Annotated in this window: 24 protein-coding genes; 9 read left to right on the forward strand and 15 right to left on the reverse strand. The window is 31.7% G+C overall.

Going from position 1 to position 20,619, the window contains the following annotated elements:
- The first annotated feature begins 24 nt into the window (after positions 1-24).
- The 6 genes from Q0772_RS05705 (at position 25) to Q0772_RS05730 (ending at position 6,253) form a co-directional block, all read left to right on the forward strand.
- Positions 25-558, forward strand: coding sequence for a hypothetical protein (locus Q0772_RS05705; RefSeq protein ID WP_298341269.1), 534 nt, complete (start codon positions 25-27; stop codon positions 556-558).
- 107 nt (positions 559-665) lie between these two features.
- Positions 666-2,351, forward strand: a complete 1,686-nt coding sequence (locus tag Q0772_RS05710) for a hypothetical protein (RefSeq protein ID WP_298341271.1) — start codon at positions 666-668, stop codon at positions 2,349-2,351.
- A gap of 17 nt (positions 2,352-2,368) precedes the next feature.
- Entirely contained in the window at positions 2,369-2,902 is a 534-nt protein-coding gene (locus Q0772_RS05715; protein WP_298341273.1) for a hypothetical protein, read from the forward strand.
- A 102-nt stretch (positions 2,903-3,004) separates the two neighbouring features.
- Positions 3,005-4,120 (forward strand): hypothetical protein, encoded by a 1,116-nt coding sequence (locus tag Q0772_RS05720; protein WP_298341275.1) that lies wholly within the window; start codon positions 3,005-3,007, stop codon positions 4,118-4,120.
- 7 nt (positions 4,121-4,127) lie between these two features.
- Positions 4,128-5,117 (forward strand): T9SS type A sorting domain-containing protein, encoded by a 990-nt coding sequence (locus Q0772_RS05725; RefSeq protein WP_298341277.1) that lies wholly within the window; start codon positions 4,128-4,130, stop codon positions 5,115-5,117.
- A 245-nt stretch (positions 5,118-5,362) separates the two neighbouring features.
- On the forward strand, positions 5,363-6,253 hold the full coding sequence (locus Q0772_RS05730; protein WP_298341278.1) for a hypothetical protein: 891 nt from the start codon (positions 5,363-5,365) through the stop codon (positions 6,251-6,253).
- A gap of 105 nt (positions 6,254-6,358) precedes the next feature.
- Here Q0772_RS05730 and fbp read toward each other — a convergent pair whose 3' ends face one another.
- The gene (gene fbp, locus Q0772_RS05735; RefSeq protein ID WP_298341280.1) at positions 6,359-7,369 is read right to left on the reverse strand and encodes a class 1 fructose-bisphosphatase; all 1,011 of its coding nucleotides are present in this window, start codon (positions 7,367-7,369) and stop codon (positions 6,359-6,361) included.
- A gap of 120 nt (positions 7,370-7,489) precedes the next feature.
- Here fbp and Q0772_RS05740 point away from each other — a divergent pair, with 120 nt between their 5' ends.
- From Q0772_RS05740 to Q0772_RS05750, 3 genes are read left to right on the forward strand one after another with little or no spacing between them, the layout of a single operon-like run.
- Entirely contained in the window at positions 7,490-7,969 is a 480-nt protein-coding gene (locus Q0772_RS05740) for a GNAT family N-acetyltransferase (protein WP_298341283.1), read from the forward strand.
- 1 nt (position 7,970) lies between these two features.
- Positions 7,971-9,221: an aspartate kinase gene (locus tag Q0772_RS05745; protein WP_298341285.1), complete on the forward strand. Its 1,251-nt coding sequence runs from the start codon at positions 7,971-7,973 to the stop codon at positions 9,219-9,221.
- Positions 9,222-9,242: 21 nt separating this feature from the next.
- Complete coding sequence (locus Q0772_RS05750; protein WP_298341287.1) at positions 9,243-11,072, forward strand: lysophospholipid acyltransferase family protein; 1,830 nt, start codon at positions 9,243-9,245, stop codon at positions 11,070-11,072.
- Between the two features lie 192 nt (positions 11,073-11,264).
- Here the strand turns inward: Q0772_RS05750 and Q0772_RS05755 are convergent, their stop codons facing one another.
- From Q0772_RS05755 to rsmA, 14 genes are all read right to left on the reverse strand, one after another.
- Positions 11,265-11,885 carry a protein-tyrosine-phosphatase gene (locus Q0772_RS05755; RefSeq protein ID WP_298341289.1) on the reverse strand — a complete coding sequence of 207 codons (621 nt, stop codon included), beginning with the start codon at positions 11,883-11,885 and terminating at the stop codon, positions 11,265-11,267.
- Positions 11,886-11,897: 12 nt separating this feature from the next.
- Positions 11,898-12,407 carry a DUF6428 family protein gene (locus Q0772_RS05760; RefSeq protein ID WP_298341291.1) on the reverse strand — a complete coding sequence of 170 codons (510 nt, stop codon included), beginning with the start codon at positions 12,405-12,407 and terminating at the stop codon, positions 11,898-11,900.
- 35 nt (positions 12,408-12,442) lie between these two features.
- On the reverse strand, positions 12,443-12,766 hold the full coding sequence (locus Q0772_RS05765; RefSeq protein ID WP_298341293.1) for a metalloregulator ArsR/SmtB family transcription factor: 324 nt from the start codon (positions 12,764-12,766) through the stop codon (positions 12,443-12,445).
- 101 nt (positions 12,767-12,867) lie between these two features.
- Positions 12,868-13,320 carry an NINE protein gene (locus tag Q0772_RS05770; protein ID WP_298341295.1) on the reverse strand — a complete coding sequence of 151 codons (453 nt, stop codon included), beginning with the start codon at positions 13,318-13,320 and terminating at the stop codon, positions 12,868-12,870.
- Positions 13,321-13,407: 87 nt separating this feature from the next.
- A complete protein-coding gene (locus Q0772_RS05775) occupies positions 13,408-14,172 on the reverse strand; it encodes a sulfite exporter TauE/SafE family protein (RefSeq protein ID WP_298341297.1) in 765 nt (254 codons plus the stop codon).
- Between the two features lie 23 nt (positions 14,173-14,195).
- Positions 14,196-14,582 (reverse strand): VOC family protein, encoded by a 387-nt coding sequence (locus Q0772_RS05780; protein WP_298341299.1) that lies wholly within the window; start codon positions 14,580-14,582, stop codon positions 14,196-14,198.
- Between the two features lie 15 nt (positions 14,583-14,597).
- Complete coding sequence (locus Q0772_RS05785) at positions 14,598-14,969, reverse strand: VOC family protein (RefSeq protein WP_298341304.1); 372 nt, start codon at positions 14,967-14,969, stop codon at positions 14,598-14,600.
- Between the two features lie 20 nt (positions 14,970-14,989).
- Entirely contained in the window at positions 14,990-15,445 is a 456-nt protein-coding gene (locus Q0772_RS05790) for a DUF1801 domain-containing protein (RefSeq protein ID WP_298341307.1), read from the reverse strand.
- 7 nt (positions 15,446-15,452) lie between these two features.
- The gene (locus tag Q0772_RS05795) at positions 15,453-15,959 is read right to left on the reverse strand and encodes a DUF4199 domain-containing protein (RefSeq protein WP_298341310.1); all 507 of its coding nucleotides are present in this window, start codon (positions 15,957-15,959) and stop codon (positions 15,453-15,455) included.
- 267 nt (positions 15,960-16,226) lie between these two features.
- Positions 16,227-16,637 carry a response regulator transcription factor gene (locus Q0772_RS05800; protein ID WP_298341312.1) on the reverse strand — a complete coding sequence of 137 codons (411 nt, stop codon included), beginning with the start codon at positions 16,635-16,637 and terminating at the stop codon, positions 16,227-16,229.
- A gap of 231 nt (positions 16,638-16,868) precedes the next feature.
- Positions 16,869-17,804: a 2-hydroxyacid dehydrogenase gene (locus Q0772_RS05805; RefSeq protein WP_298341315.1), complete on the reverse strand. Its 936-nt coding sequence runs from the start codon at positions 17,802-17,804 to the stop codon at positions 16,869-16,871.
- 44 nt (positions 17,805-17,848) lie between these two features.
- Positions 17,849-18,214, reverse strand: a complete 366-nt coding sequence (locus Q0772_RS05810) for a cupin domain-containing protein (protein WP_298341320.1) — start codon at positions 18,212-18,214, stop codon at positions 17,849-17,851.
- A gap of 229 nt (positions 18,215-18,443) precedes the next feature.
- Positions 18,444-19,814, reverse strand: a complete 1,371-nt coding sequence (gene mgtE / locus Q0772_RS05815) for a magnesium transporter (protein ID WP_298341323.1) — start codon at positions 19,812-19,814, stop codon at positions 18,444-18,446.
- Between the two features lie 21 nt (positions 19,815-19,835).
- The gene (gene rsmA, locus Q0772_RS05820) at positions 19,836-20,609 is read right to left on the reverse strand and encodes a 16S rRNA (adenine(1518)-N(6)/adenine(1519)-N(6))-dimethyltransferase RsmA (protein ID WP_298341327.1); all 774 of its coding nucleotides are present in this window, start codon (positions 20,607-20,609) and stop codon (positions 19,836-19,838) included.
- Between the last annotated feature and the right edge of the window lie 10 nt (positions 20,610-20,619).

The following is a 20,619-nucleotide window of genomic DNA, read 5'->3' on the forward strand; positions in this document are numbered from 1 at the left end:
AATACATATTTAAAATAAGTAACCATGAAAAAAATCTATTTTTTAACAACAGTAGCATTTCTATTATTATTTAGTAGTAAAATTAAAGCTCAAGAGATGAGTGAAGCTGGGGCCTTAGGAGCTGGTTTAGCATGGACCTCTTTAAATTATGGGGTGTCTGCTAAATATAATTTTACAGAAAAACACACAGGTCAGATTATTGTAGGTTCAGCCAATTATGGATTTAACTTTTCTGGTGCTAACAGTTTTTCCCTCACTGGAAGGTATGCTTATAATTTTGAGGCAGGCGATATTGATTTTGCATCCTATAAGCCCTATTTGTATGGACAAATAGGATACTGGACATATAAATACGATTTGGGTGCCTTTGGAGGTGAATTTAACCAAAACTCAATAGCTATTGGGGCAGGTGCTGGTATAGAATGGTCTTTTAATAATTTCGTTGATGGTCTAGCTTTTTCATTTGAATTGGGTTATACAAATGTTTCTTTTGATGGTATAGGCTCCATTGGAGGTTTCAACGGTGGTGGCGGAATACATTATTATTTCAATCTATAATAAATTTAGTTATATCATCATTCATCAGTGTTTTATTTATGAGGATGCAAAACTTAAAGATTTTAAGCTTGCATCTTCAAATAAAGTAATAATAAGATCTAGAGATTATGACAAAAAAGAAATGTTTTAATAGTTTCATTATATGCTTGTTGCTTTATAATGTTACTTATTCTCAAAAGCTTAACAAGTATGTAAACACTATTGCTGATGCTTTAGAAATTGTAGAAGCTTCAAAATTGGAGTATGCACAAGACTTAAAACTCACAACTACTAATTATATAAATTACACATTAACTGAAGTTGATGCAAAAGGAAAAAGTGAAGAAAGTCTATATAGTTTTAGTTTCTCAGATATTGATGTTAATACGGTTAGAACCATCACCAAAAAGGATGTTATTTTAATTCAATTACTAATTAAAGGGAAACAAAAGTTAATCAAAAAAACAAGTAATAGTGGAGATAAGATAAACTATGTTGACAATCTTTCTTTTTATGCAAAAAATATTGATAATGGTAGGGTATTGGTTGATGAAATTAAAAAAATCATTCCAATTAACGAAGTACTTGAAAAAAACAAATTGGCACTTTCAAGTTTCCAAGATCATCAAAATTGGTTAGCTTCAAATATTCAAGATGTAGATTTCACCAAAAGCCAAATTGTTCAAAAATTAGAACATGGAAAACTTAACAATGGATCCTTAAAGTTAAGTACAACCACAAACTCCAAAAGTAAGACCACTACCGAAGAGTTTGAGTTTAACCTTGCCACATTAAACCCAAATAGTCTTTCTTTTAAAATTAGTGGAGACGAGTTTTATATTGAAGCTTCAAATCGCAGAAATATAAAAGTAATTAAAGCTTTTAAAGACGGTGTACAACAAAGCTATACTAATAAGGTACGTTTTTATAGTACAAGTATCGAGAATGCCAAAGATATTTATAAAGTTATAAAGCAAATTATTCCCTTAGCTGAAAAAGCTTTTCTTCAATCTAAACCAGATATATCTAATGTTGAAAGAGCTGTAGCCTATTTAAATACAGTTACACAAAGTGTTTCAACTAATGATAAAACGTACACGCAGAATATAGAAGGTAGTTGTGTAAGTAAGGTAATGATTAAAGAAGCTGATATAAAGGAAACCAAAGAGCATGTATTTGAATTTAATTTTAGTGATATTAACGTAGATAATATTGATTATAATTCTGCAAAGAATCAGCTTTACTTAGAAATTAATACTCGTAAAAAAGCAAAATTTATACGCTATCTTAAAAACGATGAGCTGCAAAATTACACCAGTACTTTCAAATTATATGTTAATGGTATTGAAGAGGCAATGGTTTCAAAAGAGGCATTGCAAAACATAGTTAAATTTTGCGAAATAAAAACTCCAAAAACATCATCTAGTTCTATTTCATCTAAACTTGATGCCTTACAAAAAGATATAACACTGGTTAAAATTGGCGATAATAATTATGACCAATCTTTAGAGGTAATTAATACATCTCCTTATATTATTAAGATTACTTCTGTGTATTCCAATCTTAAGAGTAGTAAAGAGACTATCTATGAGTTTGGTTTGGGAGATATAAACCCTAAAAATATAGCAATCATAACTTCTGGAAAACAAGTTATGGTTGAATTGAATACCAAACATTTAGAAAAAATAATAAAAACCTATCAAGATGGTAGTATAAAAAGTTATGCCTACAAAATTGCTATACAAGCTACGGATGTAGAAAATGCTAGAAAAATAGCGAATAATCTAAAATACATAACTGAAAAACAAGAATAACCCAAAAAATAATATTTATGAAAACCATTTTAAAAGTTTCGCTTCTTTTTCTTTTTGTAACTGTCAGCTGTTCTAAAAATGACGATAGTGATGATAATGATTTACAAACAAATGATAAATTTTTTGCTCAAGTAAATGGGGATCGTTTTATCTCAGGAGACCCCTTTATTGGAGCCAGTTATAATGCTTCTTCAGGAGCCAGCGCATTTGCCATTGTAGCTACGGATCTTGAAAATAATAATTTCGCTAAAGCTATTGGAATTACATTCGTTTCAACCAACAATGAATTTGAGTTTCGTAGTGGTTTAGTATTAACTCATAACGATGAAGATTTATTTCTTAGCGGGGTATATACGGAAACTGGCAGTGAAGAATACGACTTTGTTGAAAATACGTCCATGCGTCTTGAATTTACCAAGGTAGATACAAGCGAAAAGCTAGTGTCTGGGAAATTCAGTTTCGTTGAAATTGTTGAAGACAATAGCAACAATGAAAAAACATATAACGTTACCAACGGTGAATTTACTAACCTGTCTTATACTGAAGATTAAAATAAATAAAAAGTGCATCAAGTTTAAGAAATCTTTAGAACCCCAATATAAATCTACTTAAGATAATATAGCTATTAATTAATCCTCTTAAAACTTAAAATTATGAAAACAAAACGATTACTTTTTAACTCAGTAGTATGTATTGCTTTATTTTTCGCTTCTATAGCGCAAGCTAAGACATGGCGTGTAAATAACCAATCAAATTATGATGGCTCTACAGCTTTTGGTGAAAACTATGGAGGCACACCAAGTTTTCCTGTATTTAAGGAAATAAATGATGCTGTAGCGTATCCCAATGTTACAGCCAGTGACACATTGCATATAGAAGGCTCTACTATTGATTATGGGGATGCAACAATTACTAAAAGATTAGTTATTATCGGACCTGGGTACTTTTTAACTGAAAATTCTAATGTATCTAATAATACCTATGATGCCAGAATAGGCAGTATAACATTTGATACAGGATCTGAATTTTCTCAAGTTATTGGAATGAATGTACTAATTAATGGTTCATCATTAACAGGTACTATTTATTTAAATGTAAATGGAATTACAATTAAGCGATGTAGAATAGACCGTGACATACAATTTGCTACTCAATTATCAGAGATTTATATTCTCCAAAACTTTTTCACGAATACGAACACTAACGCTTTTTCACTTGGAGTAACTAGTATTTTTGTACCGCCACAAGATGTCATATTTAATAATAACATCTGTGAAAAAAAGTTAATATGGTCCAATAGTAATTTTTTAGGTACGCTATTAGAATGTAATAATAATGTTTTTAATGGTCCAGCTAACGAATTAAATTTAGAATTTAACACTGGGGCATTTCAAAATAATATACTAAGATCTCCAGGTATCACAGCTAATATTAATAACGGTACTAATAACAATGTCCAGTTTAATACTGTATCTAATTCTAGTGTATTCCAAAATACAACTGGCAACCTTTGGGTGCCAAGTATGAATCTTTTATTTGTTGATTCGGGAACTACTGATGGAAGTTATAAATTGAAAACAGATCCAACATATAATCAGCCAGGTATCGACAATGCAGAACGCGGTGCTTTTGGTGGTGCTGTACCTACTAATCGTTATAATATCTCTGGCCTAGGTTCAATTCCGGTTGTCTATAATGTAACAACTCCAGGCGTTGCTGAACCTAATACTGGTTTGTCAGTAACTATTCAGGCGAGAACTAATAATTAATTGTATTATGAAACATATTGTTTTTATAATTACTGTTTTAGTAATGCCTTTCTGCGCTACCGGAGCCCAATCTAATGTCTCACAGATAGAATATTTCTTAGATACGGATAATGGGTTTGGGCTTAACACAGTATTAAATATAATATCGCCTGATGTAGATGTTTTGGAAACAGTAATGGCGAATATACCACCATCTACAACTATTGGATACCACAAACTATATATAAGGACTAAAGATGAAGATGGGAAGTGGAGCCAAACTATTAGAAAAAATATAGAGATATTTCCTCCTGTTACTCAAAATAATATCGTGATGGGGGAATATTTTATAGATATCGATCCAGAGTTTGAAGATGCTATATCTTTCCCTATAAGCCCAGAACAAAATGATATAGAACAAGCTTTTACAGCTCAAATACTTAATTCTACATCATTAGGATATCATAAACTATATGGAAGGGTAAAAGATTCCAAAGGTAATTGGAGTCAAACTTTTAGAAAAAATATAGAGGTTTATGTTAATCCAATTACAAATGTGGTCGAAATCGAATATTTTTTTGGTGATGATTTAGAGTTTGGTAATAATAGTCTAGTAAGTATCAATTCACCTGAGCCTGATGGAAGTTGGACTTTTAATGTGCCTTACCCTGCTGGGGATTATGATTTTAACGATATTTTGTTTGTGCGCGTAAAAGATTCAAATCAAAATTGGTCTATTACCACAGTGCTTGATGAAGTTGCTAGTTTAGGAACAGAAAGTTTTTTACAAAAATCTACTTCAGTGTATCCTAATCCTTTTGATGAAACCATCAATATATCTCTAACAAACCCTAAGGATCTAGATGAAATTACAATTTATAATACCCTAGGAAAAGAGGTTTACAAGAAGAAATCAAGTTCTAAAAATTTGAACTTAGATTTCTTGCCTCAAGGCATTTACTTTTTACAACTTTCATCAAAACATGGTAAAGCCACATTTAAAATAGTAAAAGAATAGATTGCTATTCCCAATAGGTCTGCTATGATCGAGGGTGTTTAGAGATGTGGGTGGAAACACCCGCATTCTCATAATCTCACTAGATATAAATTCCTCAGCTTAGCGTGCTAATTTTTTTCAGGCTATGTGGTAAATCTTTAAGATTAACAAGAAATATAGCACTTTAATATACCCATTAATAGGTATTGATTAACACATTAAAATGTGCTATTATTGAATAACTATTAACCAATAATTCAAAAAAAATGAGTAAAAACAAATCAACAAAAACAATCAAGCTAAAACTATGTTTCATACTACTTGCAACACTTATATTAAGCTGTGGAGGAAGCGACGATAGCGGTACAAATCCTGAAGAGGAACTTGTAGACCCAACAGATGCCAATGCAATAAGCCGTGTGTTAATAACACCAGCTGGCACTCAGACAAGTCAAGGAACACCTCCCGGTCCTTCTGCTTCCAGTGAAGCACCACAAGTAACAAATGAAATATCCATCATTAACAGTTCTAATGGCTCCACCTCCCCTTTAACCTTTTCATACTCAAATGTAAGTAATAATTTAGGAGGTTGTTATGTTCAAGTAGATGGGGCAGGCAACTACTTCACAATACCTTATGATTCAAATGCTGGAAATTCTGGTGACTTACAAGTGCCTTTAGGAATTCCTACCAATGTTGAAGCTGGAGTTTTTTGTGTAAGCTTTTGTGTTTATGACACTAATGGATTAGTAAGTAATGTTGTTAACACATGTATAAATGTGTTGAGGCTAGGAACTGGAGCTCTACAAATAAGTCTTTCATGGAACACTGCTACTGATCAGGATTTATATGTTACAGATCCAAGTGGTGAAATTATCTCTTTCATAAACACGCAATCATCTAGCGGGGGAGCTCTTGATAGAGATGATATAGATGGTTTTGGTCCTGAAAATATTTTCTGGCTAGAAAATGCACCTGACGGTTCATACTCTGTAGCAGTTAACGATTTTGAAGGCACAACAACTCCTAATATTTTTTATGTAACCATAAATGGTTCTGGTGAAAGTAGAAGCTATGAAGGAACAACCCAAAATGGTAGTACTGCTGAAGTAGTCAGCTTTACAAAAAATGGTGACAACCTCTCTTTTTCAAATTAAACGGGAAAGATTGTTATAAATACAATTATACCTTAAAAAAATGCGAACTTATTTAGTTCGCATTTTTTGTTTTAATATTCTAAGGAAAGGAATTATATAAATAGTTTACTTTATGGCTTGTCTCATAAACTCCTCTGCTTTATCAACCATGTTTTTACTGCCACATATAAAAGGGACACGTTGGTGCAACTCTGTAGGTTCTACATCCATAGTTCTTGTAAAGCCATCACTAGATTTACCATTAGCTTGTTCTGCTAAGAAAGCCATTGGATTACATTCATATAACAAACGTAATTTCCCATTAGGGTTTTTAGAACTTTGCGGATACAAATAAATACCACCTTTTATCATATTTCTATGAAAGTCTGAAACCAAAGATCCTATATATCTTGATGTATAAGGTCTGTCATCTTCTTCTTCTTGACAATACTTTATATAATTTTTTACTCCCTGCGGAAAATGAATATAATTACCTTCATTTACAGAATAGATATTACCATCAACAGGAAATTCCATTTTAGGGTGTGATAAATAGAAAGAACCAATAGCTGGATTTAATGTAAACCCATTTACACCATCTCCAGTAGTATACACTAACATAGTTGAGGTTCCATAAACTACATAACCCGCAGCAACTTGCTCACTTCCTTTTTGTAAAAAATCTTCTAACTGAACGGGAGTCCCTACCGGAGTAACTCTTCTGTATATAGAAAAAATGGTTCCAACAGAAACATTAACATCAATGTTAGATGATCCATCCAAAGGATCAATTAAAACGACATATTTGTTTTGATGGTTTTCATCTTGACTATTAATGGTAATAAAATCATCTTCTTCTTCACTTGCTAAACCACAAATAATATTTCTTCGTGTTAGTGTTTGAATAAATTTATCATTTGCATAAACATCTAATTTTTGCTGATCTTCCCCTTGAATATTGGTATCTCCAACAGCTCCTATTATATCTACCAAACCAGCTTTATTTACTTCATGGTTTACTACCTTGGCAGCCAAACGAATTGAATTTAAAAGACTGGATAATTCGCCAGAAGAATATTGAAATGATGATTGATTTTCAATAATAAATTCTCCTAAGGTTTGTTTTTTTTGAGCCATGTTTAATAAAATTAGATTTACACAAATATGCATAAATTTTATGAAACTACAACGTTATAGATTAGTATAAAAACAATAATTTAGACAACTTTAAACTATATTTGGATGAATTACTAAACTATGAATTATACAATTAGAGACGCTACTAAAAATGATATGCCACAGGTGCTTGATTTGATAAAAGAATTGGCCGAATTTGAAAAAGAACAAGATGCAGTAGAAGTAACCATTAATGATTTGCAGGAGGATGGTTTTGGAACACATCCAGCTTTTCACTGTTTTGTTGCTGAGGTAAACTCTAGAATTGAAGGTATAGCCTTAATTTACAATCGATACTCAACATGGAAAGGTAAAATATTACACCTTGAAGATTTGATTGTAAGTAAAACTATGCGTGGATCTGGCCTAGGGACAGCACTTTTAGATACAGTTGTAAAGTATGGCCATGATTTAGGTGTGAAACGGATTAACTGGGAAGTTGTTGATTGGAATGAACCAGCGATTACTTTTTACGAAAAGAAAGGCGCAAAGGTTTTACGCGATTGGGATGTGGTTTGGCTAGATGAAGCTGGTATTAAAAATTATGTAGCAAAATTATAACATGCAAGTATTTAAATTTGGTGGTGCATCAATAAAAGATGCAGCTGGCGTTAAAAATTTAGCTTCTGTTTTAAAAAAAACAGGCTACAATAATATATTGATTGTTATTTCTGCAATGGGCAAAACAACTAATGCTCTTGAGCTTGTAATTGAAAACTATATTGAAAACAAGAAAGAATTTCAAAGCTCATTCCAAGAAGTAAAAAAATATCATAATCAAATTTTACTTGATTTATTTGAAAATGTTAATCATCAGGCATTTAAAAAAGTTAATGATTTATTTGATGAATTAAACAGTTTTTTAGAAGTTAATAAATCTCCTGACTATAATTTTGTTTACGATCAAGTTATTGGTTATGGCGAACTCGTCTCAACTACAATTGTTAGTGAGTACTTCAACCATATTGGATTAAGTAATAATTGGATAGATGCTAGAACTCAAATAAAAACAGATAATTATTACAGACGCGCTAACGTTAATTGGACTGAAACACAACATGCTATATCATCAAAACTTAATACCAATACTCTAAATATAACTCAAGGTTTTTTAGGTAGTGATGAAAATAATTTTACAACAACACTTGGTAGGGAAGGTAGTGATTATACTGCAGCAATATATGCCTATTGTTTAAACGCTAATACTGTAACCATCTGGAAAGACGTTCCTGGTGTTTTAAATGCTGATCCACGTTATTTTGAAAACGCTCAACTTCTAAATAAAATTTCATATAGAGAAGCCATAGAATTAGCATTTTATGGAGCATCTGTAATACACCCTAAAACATTACAACCATTACAAAGAAAGGAAATTCCATTGTTTGTAAAATCATTTTTAAACCCCGAAGCAGCAGGGACTCAAATAGGGAAAAACGAAACTTTAGAGCCTATGATACCTTGCTTTATAGTTAAAAAGAACCAGGTTCTAATTTCATTATCGTCTTTAGATTTTTCATATATCGTTGAAGATAATATTAGTGCCATTTTTAGTCTCTTACACGAATATAAAATGAAAGTGGATGTCATTCAAAATTCAGCAATTAGCTTCTCCGTTTGCATAGATAATATTTATAACAATCTTAGCAAGCTTTTGCAACATTTAAAAGCTAAATTTAAAGTAACCTGTGATGAAAATGTATCACTTTACACAATTCGCCACTACAACGCATCAGCCATTCAACAGATTGAATCTGGTAAAATGGTGTTATTAAAACAATTAACTCAAGAAACCGTTCAAATAGTAACTAAATAAACAATTTAGTACATTTACAACATGAGTAAACCGCAAGATGTAGGATTAGTAAATGCAAAAGAAGTTGCTAAAGCTATTCAACTAGATAAATATGGCTTTTTAGGCACATTTATTGGTTGGATTTTAATGAAAGTTCTTAAAATATCTACTCTAAATAGAATTTACAAACGTAATAAACATTTAAACGAACTTCCTTTTTTAAATGGTATTCTTGATGATTTTCAGATTAAATTTGAAATTCCTGAAGAAGATTTAAAGCGATTACCAAAAGATGGCGCCTATATTACTATTTCTAATCATCCGCTTGGTGGTATTGATGGTATTTTACTCTTAAAATTAATGCTAGAACAGCGTAAGGATTTTAAAATTATAGCAAACTTTTTATTACATAGAATAGCGCCTCTTAAGCCCTATATTATGCCTGTAAATCCTTTTGAAGACAGGAAAGATGTAAAATCTAGTATTGCAGGTTTTAAAAATGCTATTCTACATTTAAGAGACGGACACCCGTTAGGAATTTTTCCCGCTGGAGAGGTTTCTACCTATAGGGATGGGAAATTGGTTGTTGATAAACCCTGGGAAGAAGCTGCTATGAAGTTGGTTAAAAAAGCAGAGGTTCCTGTAGTTCCCATTTATTTTCATGCAAAAAACAGTAAGTTATTCTACAAGCTTTCCAAAATCAGTGATACGTTCAGGACAGCTAAATTACCATCAGAGTTGTTAACGCAAAAAAGACGCACAATACGGGTAAGAATTGGGAAACCTGTCTCATTAAATGATCAAAAAGAACACAGTTCTCTTGAAGAATTTACTGAATTCTTAAGAAGAAAAACATATATGCTTTCTAATACTTTTGAAGACAAGCCAAAAATGTTAGATAATTTGTCTTCTAGTTTAAAAACACCCAAAACGCCCAAAAATATTGTTACTCCAGTTGATAAGTCATTAATGATTGAAGAAGTAGAAGCAATCAAAAAAGATGATTCAAGACTTTTGCAAAGTAAAAATTATGAAGTGTTTTTAGCTCAAGCAGATAAGATACCTAACATCCTTCGTGAGATTGGTCGACTTCGAGAAATTACCTTTAGAGAAGTGGGTGAGGGTACCAATGAAGCTATTGATTTAGATACTTTTGATAACTACTACCACCACATGTTTTTGTGGGATAATGAAAAAAAAATACTCGCTGGTGCATATAGAATGGGTTTAGGTTCCCTCATTTTCAAGCAACATGGTATTAATGGTTTTTATCTTCAAGATTTATTCAGATTCGAATCTGAATTGTATAAAATGATGAGCGAATCTATAGAAATGGGGCGTGCATTTATCATCAAAGAATATCAACAAAAACCTATGCCTTTATTTTTACTTTGGAAGGGTATTGTACATACAACACTACGTCACCCAGAACATAAATACTTAATTGGTGGTGTGAGTATTAGTAATCAGTTTTCTAACTTCTCAAAATCTTTGATGGTTGAGTTTATGAAGTCGCACTATTACGATCCATACATTGCCCAATACGTGCATCCTAAAAAGGAGTTTAAGGTTAAATTAAAAGACGCTGATAAGGATTTTGTTTTTGATGAAGCTGAAGCTGATTTAAATAAATTTGATAAGTTTATTGACGAAATAGAACCCGGAGCATTGCGTCTTCCAGTTCTTTTAAAAAAATACATCAAACAAAATGCGCGTTTGGTAGCATTTAACGTCGATCCTTTATTTAATAACTCGGTTGATGGTTTGATGTATATAAGAATTGCCGACTTACCTGAGAGTACTGTAAAACCTGTAATGGAAGAATTTCAGGCTGAATTAGAGCGCAAGGTTTTTGGCAATAACAAGGACTAATTTAAACCACTTATATTTTTTACCAAAATTTTTAATTTGGGCGTTACCACAAGGGTTGGGCTTTCCGTTACAAGTCCTCGCACCTCCTTCGTCGGGCTGTGGGCTTTTCTCTACAATCCCTAACGCAAAAAAAATCTTCAAATTTTAAAAACCTGAAAAGTCTGTAAATGTTTTTTTTAAAATCCTTACCACTTAAATCAAACTAGAAAAAACATACTTCATTTCTGTTGCTATCTGTAAACTCCGTTTCAAATAAGTTTCAGTTTGCAGTGGTGTACCATCAGATTTTTTAGGGTCTTCATAAGTTATAGGAATACGTTTGTCACAACCTAAAACCATAGGACACGCTTCATCTGCCGATGAACACGTCATGATTGCAGCAAACTCAGAAGTAGGATTAAACGCATTACTAAATTCTTTTGAAAAAGCTATAAGTGCAGGTTCATTTTCTGAAAACTTGATACTGTAAACTGGATTATTTCCATCAGATAATGTATTGATTTTAAACCCTTGATTAACTAAAGTTTCTCCAACTTTTGGAAACATAGCTGTAGCTTCAGTGCCTCCAGAATAACAAGACACATTATTAATACTATAATATGCTGCCATAGTTTGCGCCCAAATTTGAGACAAATGACTGCGTCTTGAGTTATGCGTACAAATAAAATTTAGGCGTATAGATTTATTAGATTCTATTTTATTTTGTAAATAACCAATTAAAGGTTTTAGTATAGCTTTTCTGCCTTCTGAAATTTTATTTATTTCTAATGCATTTATAGTATTAGAAATACTTTCAAATAATATAGTATTCATGTATCTTATATATTAACAGCAACCTGAACTTGGTGAGCAACAAGATTCAACTTTCTCTTTTACTTTTTCTGCAACCTCAACAACGCTCTCTGGAACCCCACAAAGTTCTTTAGCTTTACAGTCTGTTTTTTGAATGGCGAGCTTAATGATTATATTTTGGTTTTGTATTTCAAAATCATTAACAAATAATTGAGCGGTATGAAAATTTGCATTGCTGTATTCAAATTTAACCTCAGACTCTAAGTCATAAGATTTCATCTTACCAACCTTATTCAAAATACCAAGTGCTTTTAGTACAGACATATATTCTGTTTTTCCTTTTTCTAAAGGACTTTCCCATAATTGAATAATGGTTTCATTCCAAGAATCTGTTTGTGCGCCACAGTCTACAGAATCAACTTTAATATGCTTTACTTCAGTAATATGGTAATTAGCACCAACTAATAGATCTGGCGCGTATTCGAACAATAAGGATTTGTCCTTATTTTGTTCTAATACCTGAAAAAATTCTTGAGTTTTCATATATACTTTAATTTTTTTTATTGTTATAATAGTGTTTAACAGCAGTTAGACTTTGCATTATTAAAAAAAGTGTTTAGTTGTTCTTGTATTTCAGACCATCGTTCTACATTTATACAATAACACATACGCTTACCTTCAACTTCGCCTTTGAGTAAATTAATGCTTTTTAGTTCTTTTAAATGTTGAGAAATTGTGGCCTGTGCTAATCCAATTTCATCAACTAAATCACTACAAATACAAGCGTTTTGTTTACTTACATACTGTAATATTGCTACACGAGCAGGATGCCCTAACACTTTAAAAAACTGTGCCAAATCATTTTGCTTATCTGTAAATATTTGAGTTTTTGTAACGCCCATAAGTAAACTATATATTGCAATATTACGATGTTAATTTGATTTAAAAAAGTCAAAACATTTTTTTTTGACTTTTTTAAATATTTATATCTTTCTAAAAGGTATTAAAACCAAGGCTTTTGGCCAACTTGGTAAGTATTATAAAATTCCTCGTCAGATTTGGTCAAATAAATAATTCCCTCTATTAAACCAACAATACTCATTAATCCAACACCAATACCACAAGTAAACCCACCAATTATTAATGTGACAACAAGCATAATAATTCCTTCCTTGTTATAACCTAAAATAAATTTATGAATTCCTAATGCTCCTAATAAAATAGCCAAAATACCAGCAAGCACTTTTTTGTTCTCTCCAGTAGCCTTTTCATATACTTCTTTTGCCTCATCAGCAAAATCAGATGCAGCTTCTTTTGCTTCACTAGCAAATTCTTTAGCTTTTTCTTTTGCATCATCTGCTAGCTCACCAGCTTTATCAGCCGCTTTTTTTGCACCTTCTTTAGCATCACCTAACATATCGTTAAGGTCGTCACTTAAATTTTTATCATCAGACATTTTCTTTTATTTTTTTGGTTAGACTCTAAAGTTAATAAAAATAACTTTTTATAACTATATGTATATTAAATTATTAAAATGTTACAATTATTTAATTAACATAATAATACCTCCAATAGCAGTAACGATAAGAATAAAACGTCTGTAATTAACATTGGATATTAATTTTACAACACGAGCCCCAAGAAAAAAACCAGCTACAATTATTGGAACTAAGGTTAAATTGAGCACTAAACTTTCTTTGGTTACCGTTTTCCAAACAAAAAAGTGGAATGGCAGCTTAAAAACGTTAATGATAAAAAACAACCAAGCACCCGTACCAATAAACTCGTTTTTGGGTAAGCGCATTGCCAGAAAATAAATATTTGAAATAGGGCCTGCTAAATTTCCAATCATGGTTGTAAAACCTGCGAGAAATCCCGCTGAGTTTGAAAACACTTTATTATGAGGAATCGTATTGTTCTTTTTCTTTTCAAAAAACCACATAATACCAATAGAGCCAATAATTATTATGGCCATAATACGTTTAAAAACTACTTCAGAAATAGTATCACCAACCCAAACGCCTACTAAAACACCAATAATCATTGAGGGCATTAACTTTTTTATAAAACGCCATTGCGTATGCCGATTGTAATAACTAACCGCAACAATATCTGCAGAGATTAGCATGGGTAATAAAATGCCCGTAGATGCTTTTTCACCAAAAACAAATGCCAGTATTAAAATAATGATGATGCCTATACCCTTAATACCAGACTTTGAAAAGCCTAAAATAAAAGCAGCTAAAAAAATGGCGACCCATTGAAGTTGAGATAAACCGTGCGATTGAAGAATTTCTAAATAAGACAAAGTGTGTTTTTATGTGGATAAAATTACAAAAAAGCACTATCTATAGGTTCCCATAATTCTATTTTATTTCCATCGTTATCTAGAATCCAACCAAACTTACCATATTCATACTCTTCTACTTCACCCACAATTGTAACCCCTTCAGCTTTTAAAACTTTTAATAATTCTTTTAAATTCTCAACGCGATAATTAAACATAAAGTCTTTTTTAGAAGGCTCATAGTGTTTAGTATCTTCTGGAAAAGGGCTCCATTGTGTAGAACACTTGTTACCTGCATTATCTTTCCACCAAAAAGTACAACCGTAATCATCTGTATTAAACCCTAAATGTTTTTTGTACCAATCTTTTGATGCTTTTGGATCTTTGGTTTTAAAAAATAACCCGCCTATTCCTGTTACTCGATTTTTCATTTTAATTGATTCAATTTAAACATGTTGGTCGATAAGAATAGTATTTCCATCAGGATCATAGAGAACAAGACTCGCTGGTCCTGTTGAATTTTTATCTGCTTCCCTTTCAAGCTTAAGATTATTGTCTTTTAAATGCTTTTGAATGGTTCTTATGTCATCAAATGGTTCAACTTTATTTGCATTTTCATCCCAACCAGGATTAAAGGTTAATATATTTTGTTCAAATATGCCTTGAAAAAGGCCTATAAGTGCGTTTCCATTTTTCATGATGAGATAATTCATTTCTATATCGCCAGCAAACTTTGTGAATCCTAATGTTTCATAAAACTGTTTTGATGCCTTAATATCTTTAACATTTAGGCTTGTTGAAAATGCTCCTAATTTCATATTGCTAATTTTATTAATAATTATTTTTTAATAGCCGATTCGTAAATATTTATCCATTCTTGAACGGTTAACTTCTTTGATAATTCTCCTATTAACTCATAGGGTATTTGGTCTACTTTTTTAAAGCGAATACAACTTTTTCCCATGTCTAATTTAAGCTTAGAATACTTTGGGTATTCTGATACAAACCAATCATGTATCGCTTTTGTTGAATATATTCCGCTATGGTAAAGGTTTATTGAATTTTTCTGTGATGCAAAACTCATAAAAGGTAAAGGCTCTTTAGGGTTGCAATGATAACCATCTGGATAAACAGAATGTGGAACATAATAACCTATCATACCATATTGTATGCCTTCTTCAAAGCCTTTAGGAAGGTTTTTATTTATAATTTTTCTCAGTTTTTTTAGAGCAGCCTGTCGTTCCTCTGGAACTTGGTTTATATAGTCTTCTGGTGATGTAGCTTTATACTGCATAGTCAAATTATTTACGTTGAAGAATTAATCCTGAAATTAAAGATATGATAAATCCGAGAATCATAACGGATACAAACATCATCAAAGCCATAAAACTAGGGCTTCCATAATCTTCCATTTGTTGTGTTAACTCAGCCGTTTTAAGTTTTACTTCTTCAGCAGATAATGTTTCTTCCATTTTTTTAATAGAATACTCTAAATATTCACTTGCAAAATCTGGGTTTATATATGAGGTATAAATGTAATCGAAAACGGCAACTCCAATTGCTGAAAATAAAGCTATTAGCATTCCAATTGCTATAGCTTTTCCTAAAGATATTTTTCCTTCATTTACTTTATCTCGGTAATGCTTAATCCCGAAATAAACAAACAATAGAGAGAGTATCATAGATGTATAACCTATAAGTTCTCCATAGTCATAATCTACACCCATTCCTAAAAAGAAAGGTAACCCAAATAACAGAAAGCCGCTTATTAATGCATAAAGACCAAACTTAATTACAGTATTTTTCATTTTAAATTATTTTATACCAAATAAACATTAATATAACTGACTAAATTCGTTTCTATTTACTTTATATTTCAATATAAAATAAAACCGTAACTAAGGCTATGCTTATATTTTCTATTTCATCTAAATAAAATATAATTCAAATTTATTATCAATCATATTAAAATTTATTTGGTAATTGATTAGTAAGCCAAAAGTAGGGAGATATGAAGATAAGAAGCTCATACTAAAGTACTAATTTGATACTACTTTAGTTGTAAAACCCCTAAATTATATAATATTTAGATCTTTTGAAATTTGAATTGCCTGTGTACGACGTTTAGCATTTAGCTTTAAGAGTAAACTTGAAACATGTGTCTTAATTGTACTTTCTGAAACAAATAATTTCTTTGCTATTTCATGATTAGATAAACCCAAGGCCACTTCTTTTAATACTTCGTATTCTCGTTTACTAAGGCCTAATTCTTCAACTTTTTGAAGGTTTATTTGATCGTTAGAGGTTTCTGGTTGTTTTTGGGTTTTCTTATTAATAAATATACCTATACCTAAAAAAGCAATAGCTATAATTGCCATAATATATTCAATATTTAAATCGCCACTAATAACAGTATACTTGCTAAATTGAAATAGAAGTAATAACGCCAAAATTAGTAGAGAAAAAACAAGAACAGTTTTCTTCATGCTTTAAAAATAAAGAATTTATTAAAACAAATTGTGCTTATAGTGTAGCTATAAAATTATGACAATTTTCCTTTTAAGCTTTTTGTTTAAAAACCTAAATTCGGGTATTTAGATTCCCATTTTATTCATAGACTTTTATTTCAAATTAATGAATTCATGAATCTTTGATTTCATGGGAATGACAATTTCAACATATACCTCGAAACTGATTGTCTGGGAATTTCTTTTCGATTAAAAAAATTTAGCTTTAATTTTATCTACAATGGTTTGTGCTAGTTTTTCTTTGCTCTCTATAGTCCAACCGGCAACATGAGGTGTTAATAGTACATTTTTAGCTTCAATTAGGTATTGGAAAGCTTCTGGCATTTCTGCTGAAAATAGACTTTCAAAAGATTTTTTTTCGTACTCTAAAACATCAAGTCCAGCTCCTAAAACTTTTCCTGATTTTAAAGCAGAAACCAAATCTTTAGTCACTACACTTTTACCTCGAGCTGTGTTAATTAACCAGAATGAATTTTTAAAGGAATTGATAAATTGAGTGTTTATCATTCCTAAAGTTAATGGTGTTTGAGGGGTGTGTAAACTTACTACATCTACTTTTTCTTGGAATTCTGAAAGTGATACTTGTTTTGCATTTGCATCACCTACATTTTCTTTAATGTCATAACAAAGCACCTCAACATCAAAGCCTCTTAGTTTTTTTGCAAAGGCTTTACCCATGTTTCCATAACCAATTAAGCCAACTGTTTTCCCATCTAATTCAATTCCTCTATTATCTTCTCTAAGCCATTTTCCATTTCTAACTTCATTATCTGCCTTATTAAGTTTATTAAAAAGTGATAATAACAACCCTAAACTATGTTCTCCAACAGCATTTCTATTGCCTTCTGGTGCAGAAATTAAATACACGCCTTTTTTTTCAGCATAATCGCAATCTATGTTTTCTAATCCTGCGCCAACACGTCCTATGAATTTTAGGTTTGTTGCTGCATCAAGGAATTGTTTATCTATAGTAAAACGACTTCTTAATACTATACCATCATACTCGTGTATTTTGGTTTCCACTTGAGCTTTTGAAGATGTATAATCTTCGTGGTTTGTATAGCCTAAATCTTTAAGTTGATTTATTAGTAATTCGTGATTAGTATCTAAGTGTAATATTTTCATATGTGAATGATAAAGATCTCGACTGCGCTCGACCTGACATTTGATTATATTTTTGGATAATGTGTTTGAGTTTTTTCGTATTTTACTTTTCCTGTGTGTGCAATATCTAACTTTTCGAATAGTAAAACATGTACCTCTTCATCATTCTTTGTACATGGGTTATGTTCTACACCTTTTGGAATTACTATTATCTCTCCTTCGTTTACAACCTCTGTTCTATCTCTGAATTGCATGTATAATGTGCCTTTAATCACTTGAAATAGCTCATCTTCATCATCATGACTATGCCATACAAACTCACCTTTTAATTTTGCTAAAACAACTTGCATATTATCTACAACTGCAATTTGGTGTGGATGCCAATTTTTACTGAATTTGGTAAACTTTTCTTTAATATTAATTGAATTCATGTTATAAAATTACGAAGTTTTGCGTTAGGGATTGCAGAGGAAATCCTTTTTAAAATTTGATAACTTATAATTGTGTTTTAATATAAAAATTAACAGATTGCCACATCGCCCACTCCTCGCAATGACGTTTTAAAAAGATTGTAACGAAACATTTATGTTCATGAATTCCAAAATTTACAATAGAATGCATGAATAAAAGCCCGACCCTTGTGGTAACGCCCTAATGTATCTATATACCTAAAATCATTTTTGCGATCCAGAAATAGAGTAGAATTCCTAAAATATCGTTACTTGTTGTGATGAAAGGTCCTGTAGCAATGGCTGGATCAATACCGCGTTTGTTTAAAAATAAAGGAACAAATGTGCCTATGAGTCCAGCAACAATAATGACTGCCACAAGTGATACTGAAATGGCAAAAGCGGTGTTCATTTCGCCTTTAGTTACCCAAACAAAAAAGAAAAGAAATATGGCTAATATGACTCCATTTAATGCTGCTAATAACATTTCTTTTATTAAACGACTATTAATGCTTCCTTTTACATCATCGTTTGCTAAACCTTGCACAATAATAGCACTTGATTGAACGCCTACATTACCAGCCATAGCCGCAATTAAGGGCGTAAAAAAGAATAAAACGGCGTATGTTTTGAAAGTGTCTTGAAAACCTTCCATAATTAAAAAAGCGCCTATACCTCCAACCAAACCTAAAAATAGCCAAGGTAAACGTGCTCTGGTAAGTTCTAGAATACTATCATCTGAATCTACATCTCCAGTAATACCTGCTGCCATTTGATAGTCTTTTTCGGCTTCTTCTTTTAAAACATCTACAATATCATCAATGGTAATTCTACCCAGAAGTGTTTTGTTTTCATCAACTACTGGAATCGCTTCTAAATCGTATTTTGCCATGACTTTAGCAACTTCTTCTACGTCTTCCTCTACATTTACATAATCCACATTTACCTTAACAATATCTGCTATTTTTTGTTCGCTTTTAGCAACAATAAGGTCTTTTAGAGAGAGTCTTCCAATTAGTTTTTCTTCTTTATTAACTACATAAATAGAATGTACACGGGTAACCTCTTTGGCTTGCCCACGAATTCTGCGCATGCATCCAGCTACTGTCCAAGTTTCATAAACCTTAACCAACTCTTTAGCCATAAGACTACCTGCTGTATCTTCATCATAGGCTAAGAGTTCTGTGATTTCAGCTTTATGTTCTTCATCTTCAATTTGAGAAATTACAGCTTGTTGACGTGCTTCAGGAAGTTCTGCAATGATATCTGCAGCATCATCAGTATCCAATTCCTCTACTTCTTCAGCAATTTCTTTGGCAGAAAGATTCTTTAAAACTTTTTCTAGGTTATCTTCATCTAGCTCCGTTAATATGTCTGAAGTAGTTTCAGAATCCAAAAGTTTTATAACATACACTGCCTGTTCTAGATTAAGTTCATCTAAAATTTCAGCAATATCAGCGTAATGAAACTCATCTAATAGTGTTTTGAGTTCTTTATCATTTTCTTCTTTGATAAAGCGCTCAACTTGCTCCAGGAGTTCATCAGTGAGTTGAAATTGTATGTTTTCTGCTTCTTCGGACAAATAGAACTGTTTTAAAAAGTTTTAAGCGTCGTTTTCGATTAACTGCGTAAGCTCAATAAAAGCTTCAACATTCAATTGTTCTGGACGCTTGCCAAATATACTATTTGCTTTTAAATTATCTGATAAATTGAATGTTTTTAAACTGTTACGAAGCGTTTTTCTACGTTGTTGAAAAGCGGCTTTAACCACTTTAAAAAAGAGTTTTTCGTTACAGAGTAATGTATAATTTTCTTTTCTGATGAGTCTTAAAACTCCCGAATCTACTTTTGGTGGAGGGTTAAAAACCCCTGGTGGCACCGTAAACAAATACTCCGCATTGTAAAAGGCTTGAGTTAGTACTGAAAGAATACCGTAAACTTTACTACCCTCTTTTGAGCAAATACGTTTTGCTACTTCTTTTTGAAACATTCCAGAAAATTCAGGGATTTGTTCGCGCATTTCTAGCGTTTTAAAAACGATTTGCGTTGAAATATTATATGGAAAGTTACCAATAATGGCGAATGGTTCTTGATTGAAAACAGTATTTAAATCATACTTTAAAAAGTCTTTTTCTATAATCCTTGGTGCTAAATTGAGGTAGTTAGACTGTAAATATTCTACAGACTCCGAATCAATTTCAATAACATAAGTTGTGATATCTTTTTTGAGTAGATACTTTGTAAGCACGCCCATACCAGGACCAATCTCTAAAATGGTTTTATAGCCCTTTAAAGTGAGGGTGTCCGCAATTTTTTGAGCTACAGATTCATCCTTTAAAAAATGTTGTCCTAAATGTTTTTTTGCTTTTACTGACACGTATAGTGGG

Origin of the sequence: uncultured Algibacter sp., from assembly GCF_947490405.1 — a bacterium.
Lineage (GTDB): Bacteria > Bacteroidota > Bacteroidia > Flavobacteriales > Flavobacteriaceae > Algibacter_B.

Bases quoted from the DNA above. Each gene is read 5' to 3' on its own strand.
- Q0772_RS05705 (WP_298341269.1), top strand. From the start codon at position 25: ATGAAAAAAATCTATTTTTTAACAACAGTAGCATTTCTATTATTATTT.
- Q0772_RS05710 (WP_298341271.1), top strand. From the start codon at position 666: ATGACAAAAAAGAAATGTTTTAATAGTTTCATTATATGCTTGTTGCTT.
- Q0772_RS05715 (WP_298341273.1), top strand. From the start codon at position 2,369: ATGAAAACCATTTTAAAAGTTTCGCTTCTTTTTCTTTTTGTAACTGTC.
- Q0772_RS05720 (WP_298341275.1), top strand. From the start codon at position 3,005: ATGAAAACAAAACGATTACTTTTTAACTCAGTAGTATGTATTGCTTTA.
- Q0772_RS05725 (WP_298341277.1), top strand. From the start codon at position 4,128: ATGAAACATATTGTTTTTATAATTACTGTTTTAGTAATGCCTTTCTGC.
- Q0772_RS05730 (WP_298341278.1), top strand. From the start codon at position 5,363: ATGAGTAAAAACAAATCAACAAAAACAATCAAGCTAAAACTATGTTTC.
- fbp (WP_298341280.1), bottom strand. From the start codon at position 7,369: ATGGCTCAAAAAAAACAAACCTTAGGAGAATTTATTATTGAAAATCAA.
- Q0772_RS05740 (WP_298341283.1), top strand. From the start codon at position 7,490: ATGAATTATACAATTAGAGACGCTACTAAAAATGATATGCCACAGGTG.
- Q0772_RS05745 (WP_298341285.1), top strand. From the start codon at position 7,971: ATGCAAGTATTTAAATTTGGTGGTGCATCAATAAAAGATGCAGCTGGC.
- Q0772_RS05750 (WP_298341287.1), top strand. From the start codon at position 9,243: ATGAGTAAACCGCAAGATGTAGGATTAGTAAATGCAAAAGAAGTTGCT.
- Q0772_RS05755 (WP_298341289.1), bottom strand. From the start codon at position 11,885: ATGAATACTATATTATTTGAAAGTATTTCTAATACTATAAATGCATTA.
- Q0772_RS05760 (WP_298341291.1), bottom strand. From the start codon at position 12,407: ATGAAAACTCAAGAATTTTTTCAGGTATTAGAACAAAATAAGGACAAA.
- Q0772_RS05765 (WP_298341293.1), bottom strand. From the start codon at position 12,766: ATGGGCGTTACAAAAACTCAAATATTTACAGATAAGCAAAATGATTTG.
- Q0772_RS05770 (WP_298341295.1), bottom strand. From the start codon at position 13,320: ATGTCTGATGATAAAAATTTAAGTGACGACCTTAACGATATGTTAGGT.
- Q0772_RS05780 (WP_298341299.1), bottom strand. From the start codon at position 14,582: ATGAAAAATCGAGTAACAGGAATAGGCGGGTTATTTTTTAAAACCAAA.
- Q0772_RS05785 (WP_298341304.1), bottom strand. From the start codon at position 14,969: ATGAAATTAGGAGCATTTTCAACAAGCCTAAATGTTAAAGATATTAAG.
- Q0772_RS05790 (WP_298341307.1), bottom strand. From the start codon at position 15,445: ATGCAGTATAAAGCTACATCACCAGAAGACTATATAAACCAAGTTCCA.
- Q0772_RS05795 (WP_298341310.1), bottom strand. From the start codon at position 15,959: ATGAAAAATACTGTAATTAAGTTTGGTCTTTATGCATTAATAAGCGGC.
- Q0772_RS05800 (WP_298341312.1), bottom strand. From the start codon at position 16,637: ATGAAGAAAACTGTTCTTGTTTTTTCTCTACTAATTTTGGCGTTATTA.
- Q0772_RS05805 (WP_298341315.1), bottom strand. From the start codon at position 17,804: ATGAAAATATTACACTTAGATACTAATCACGAATTACTAATAAATCAA.
- Q0772_RS05810 (WP_298341320.1), bottom strand. From the start codon at position 18,214: ATGAATTCAATTAATATTAAAGAAAAGTTTACCAAATTCAGTAAAAAT.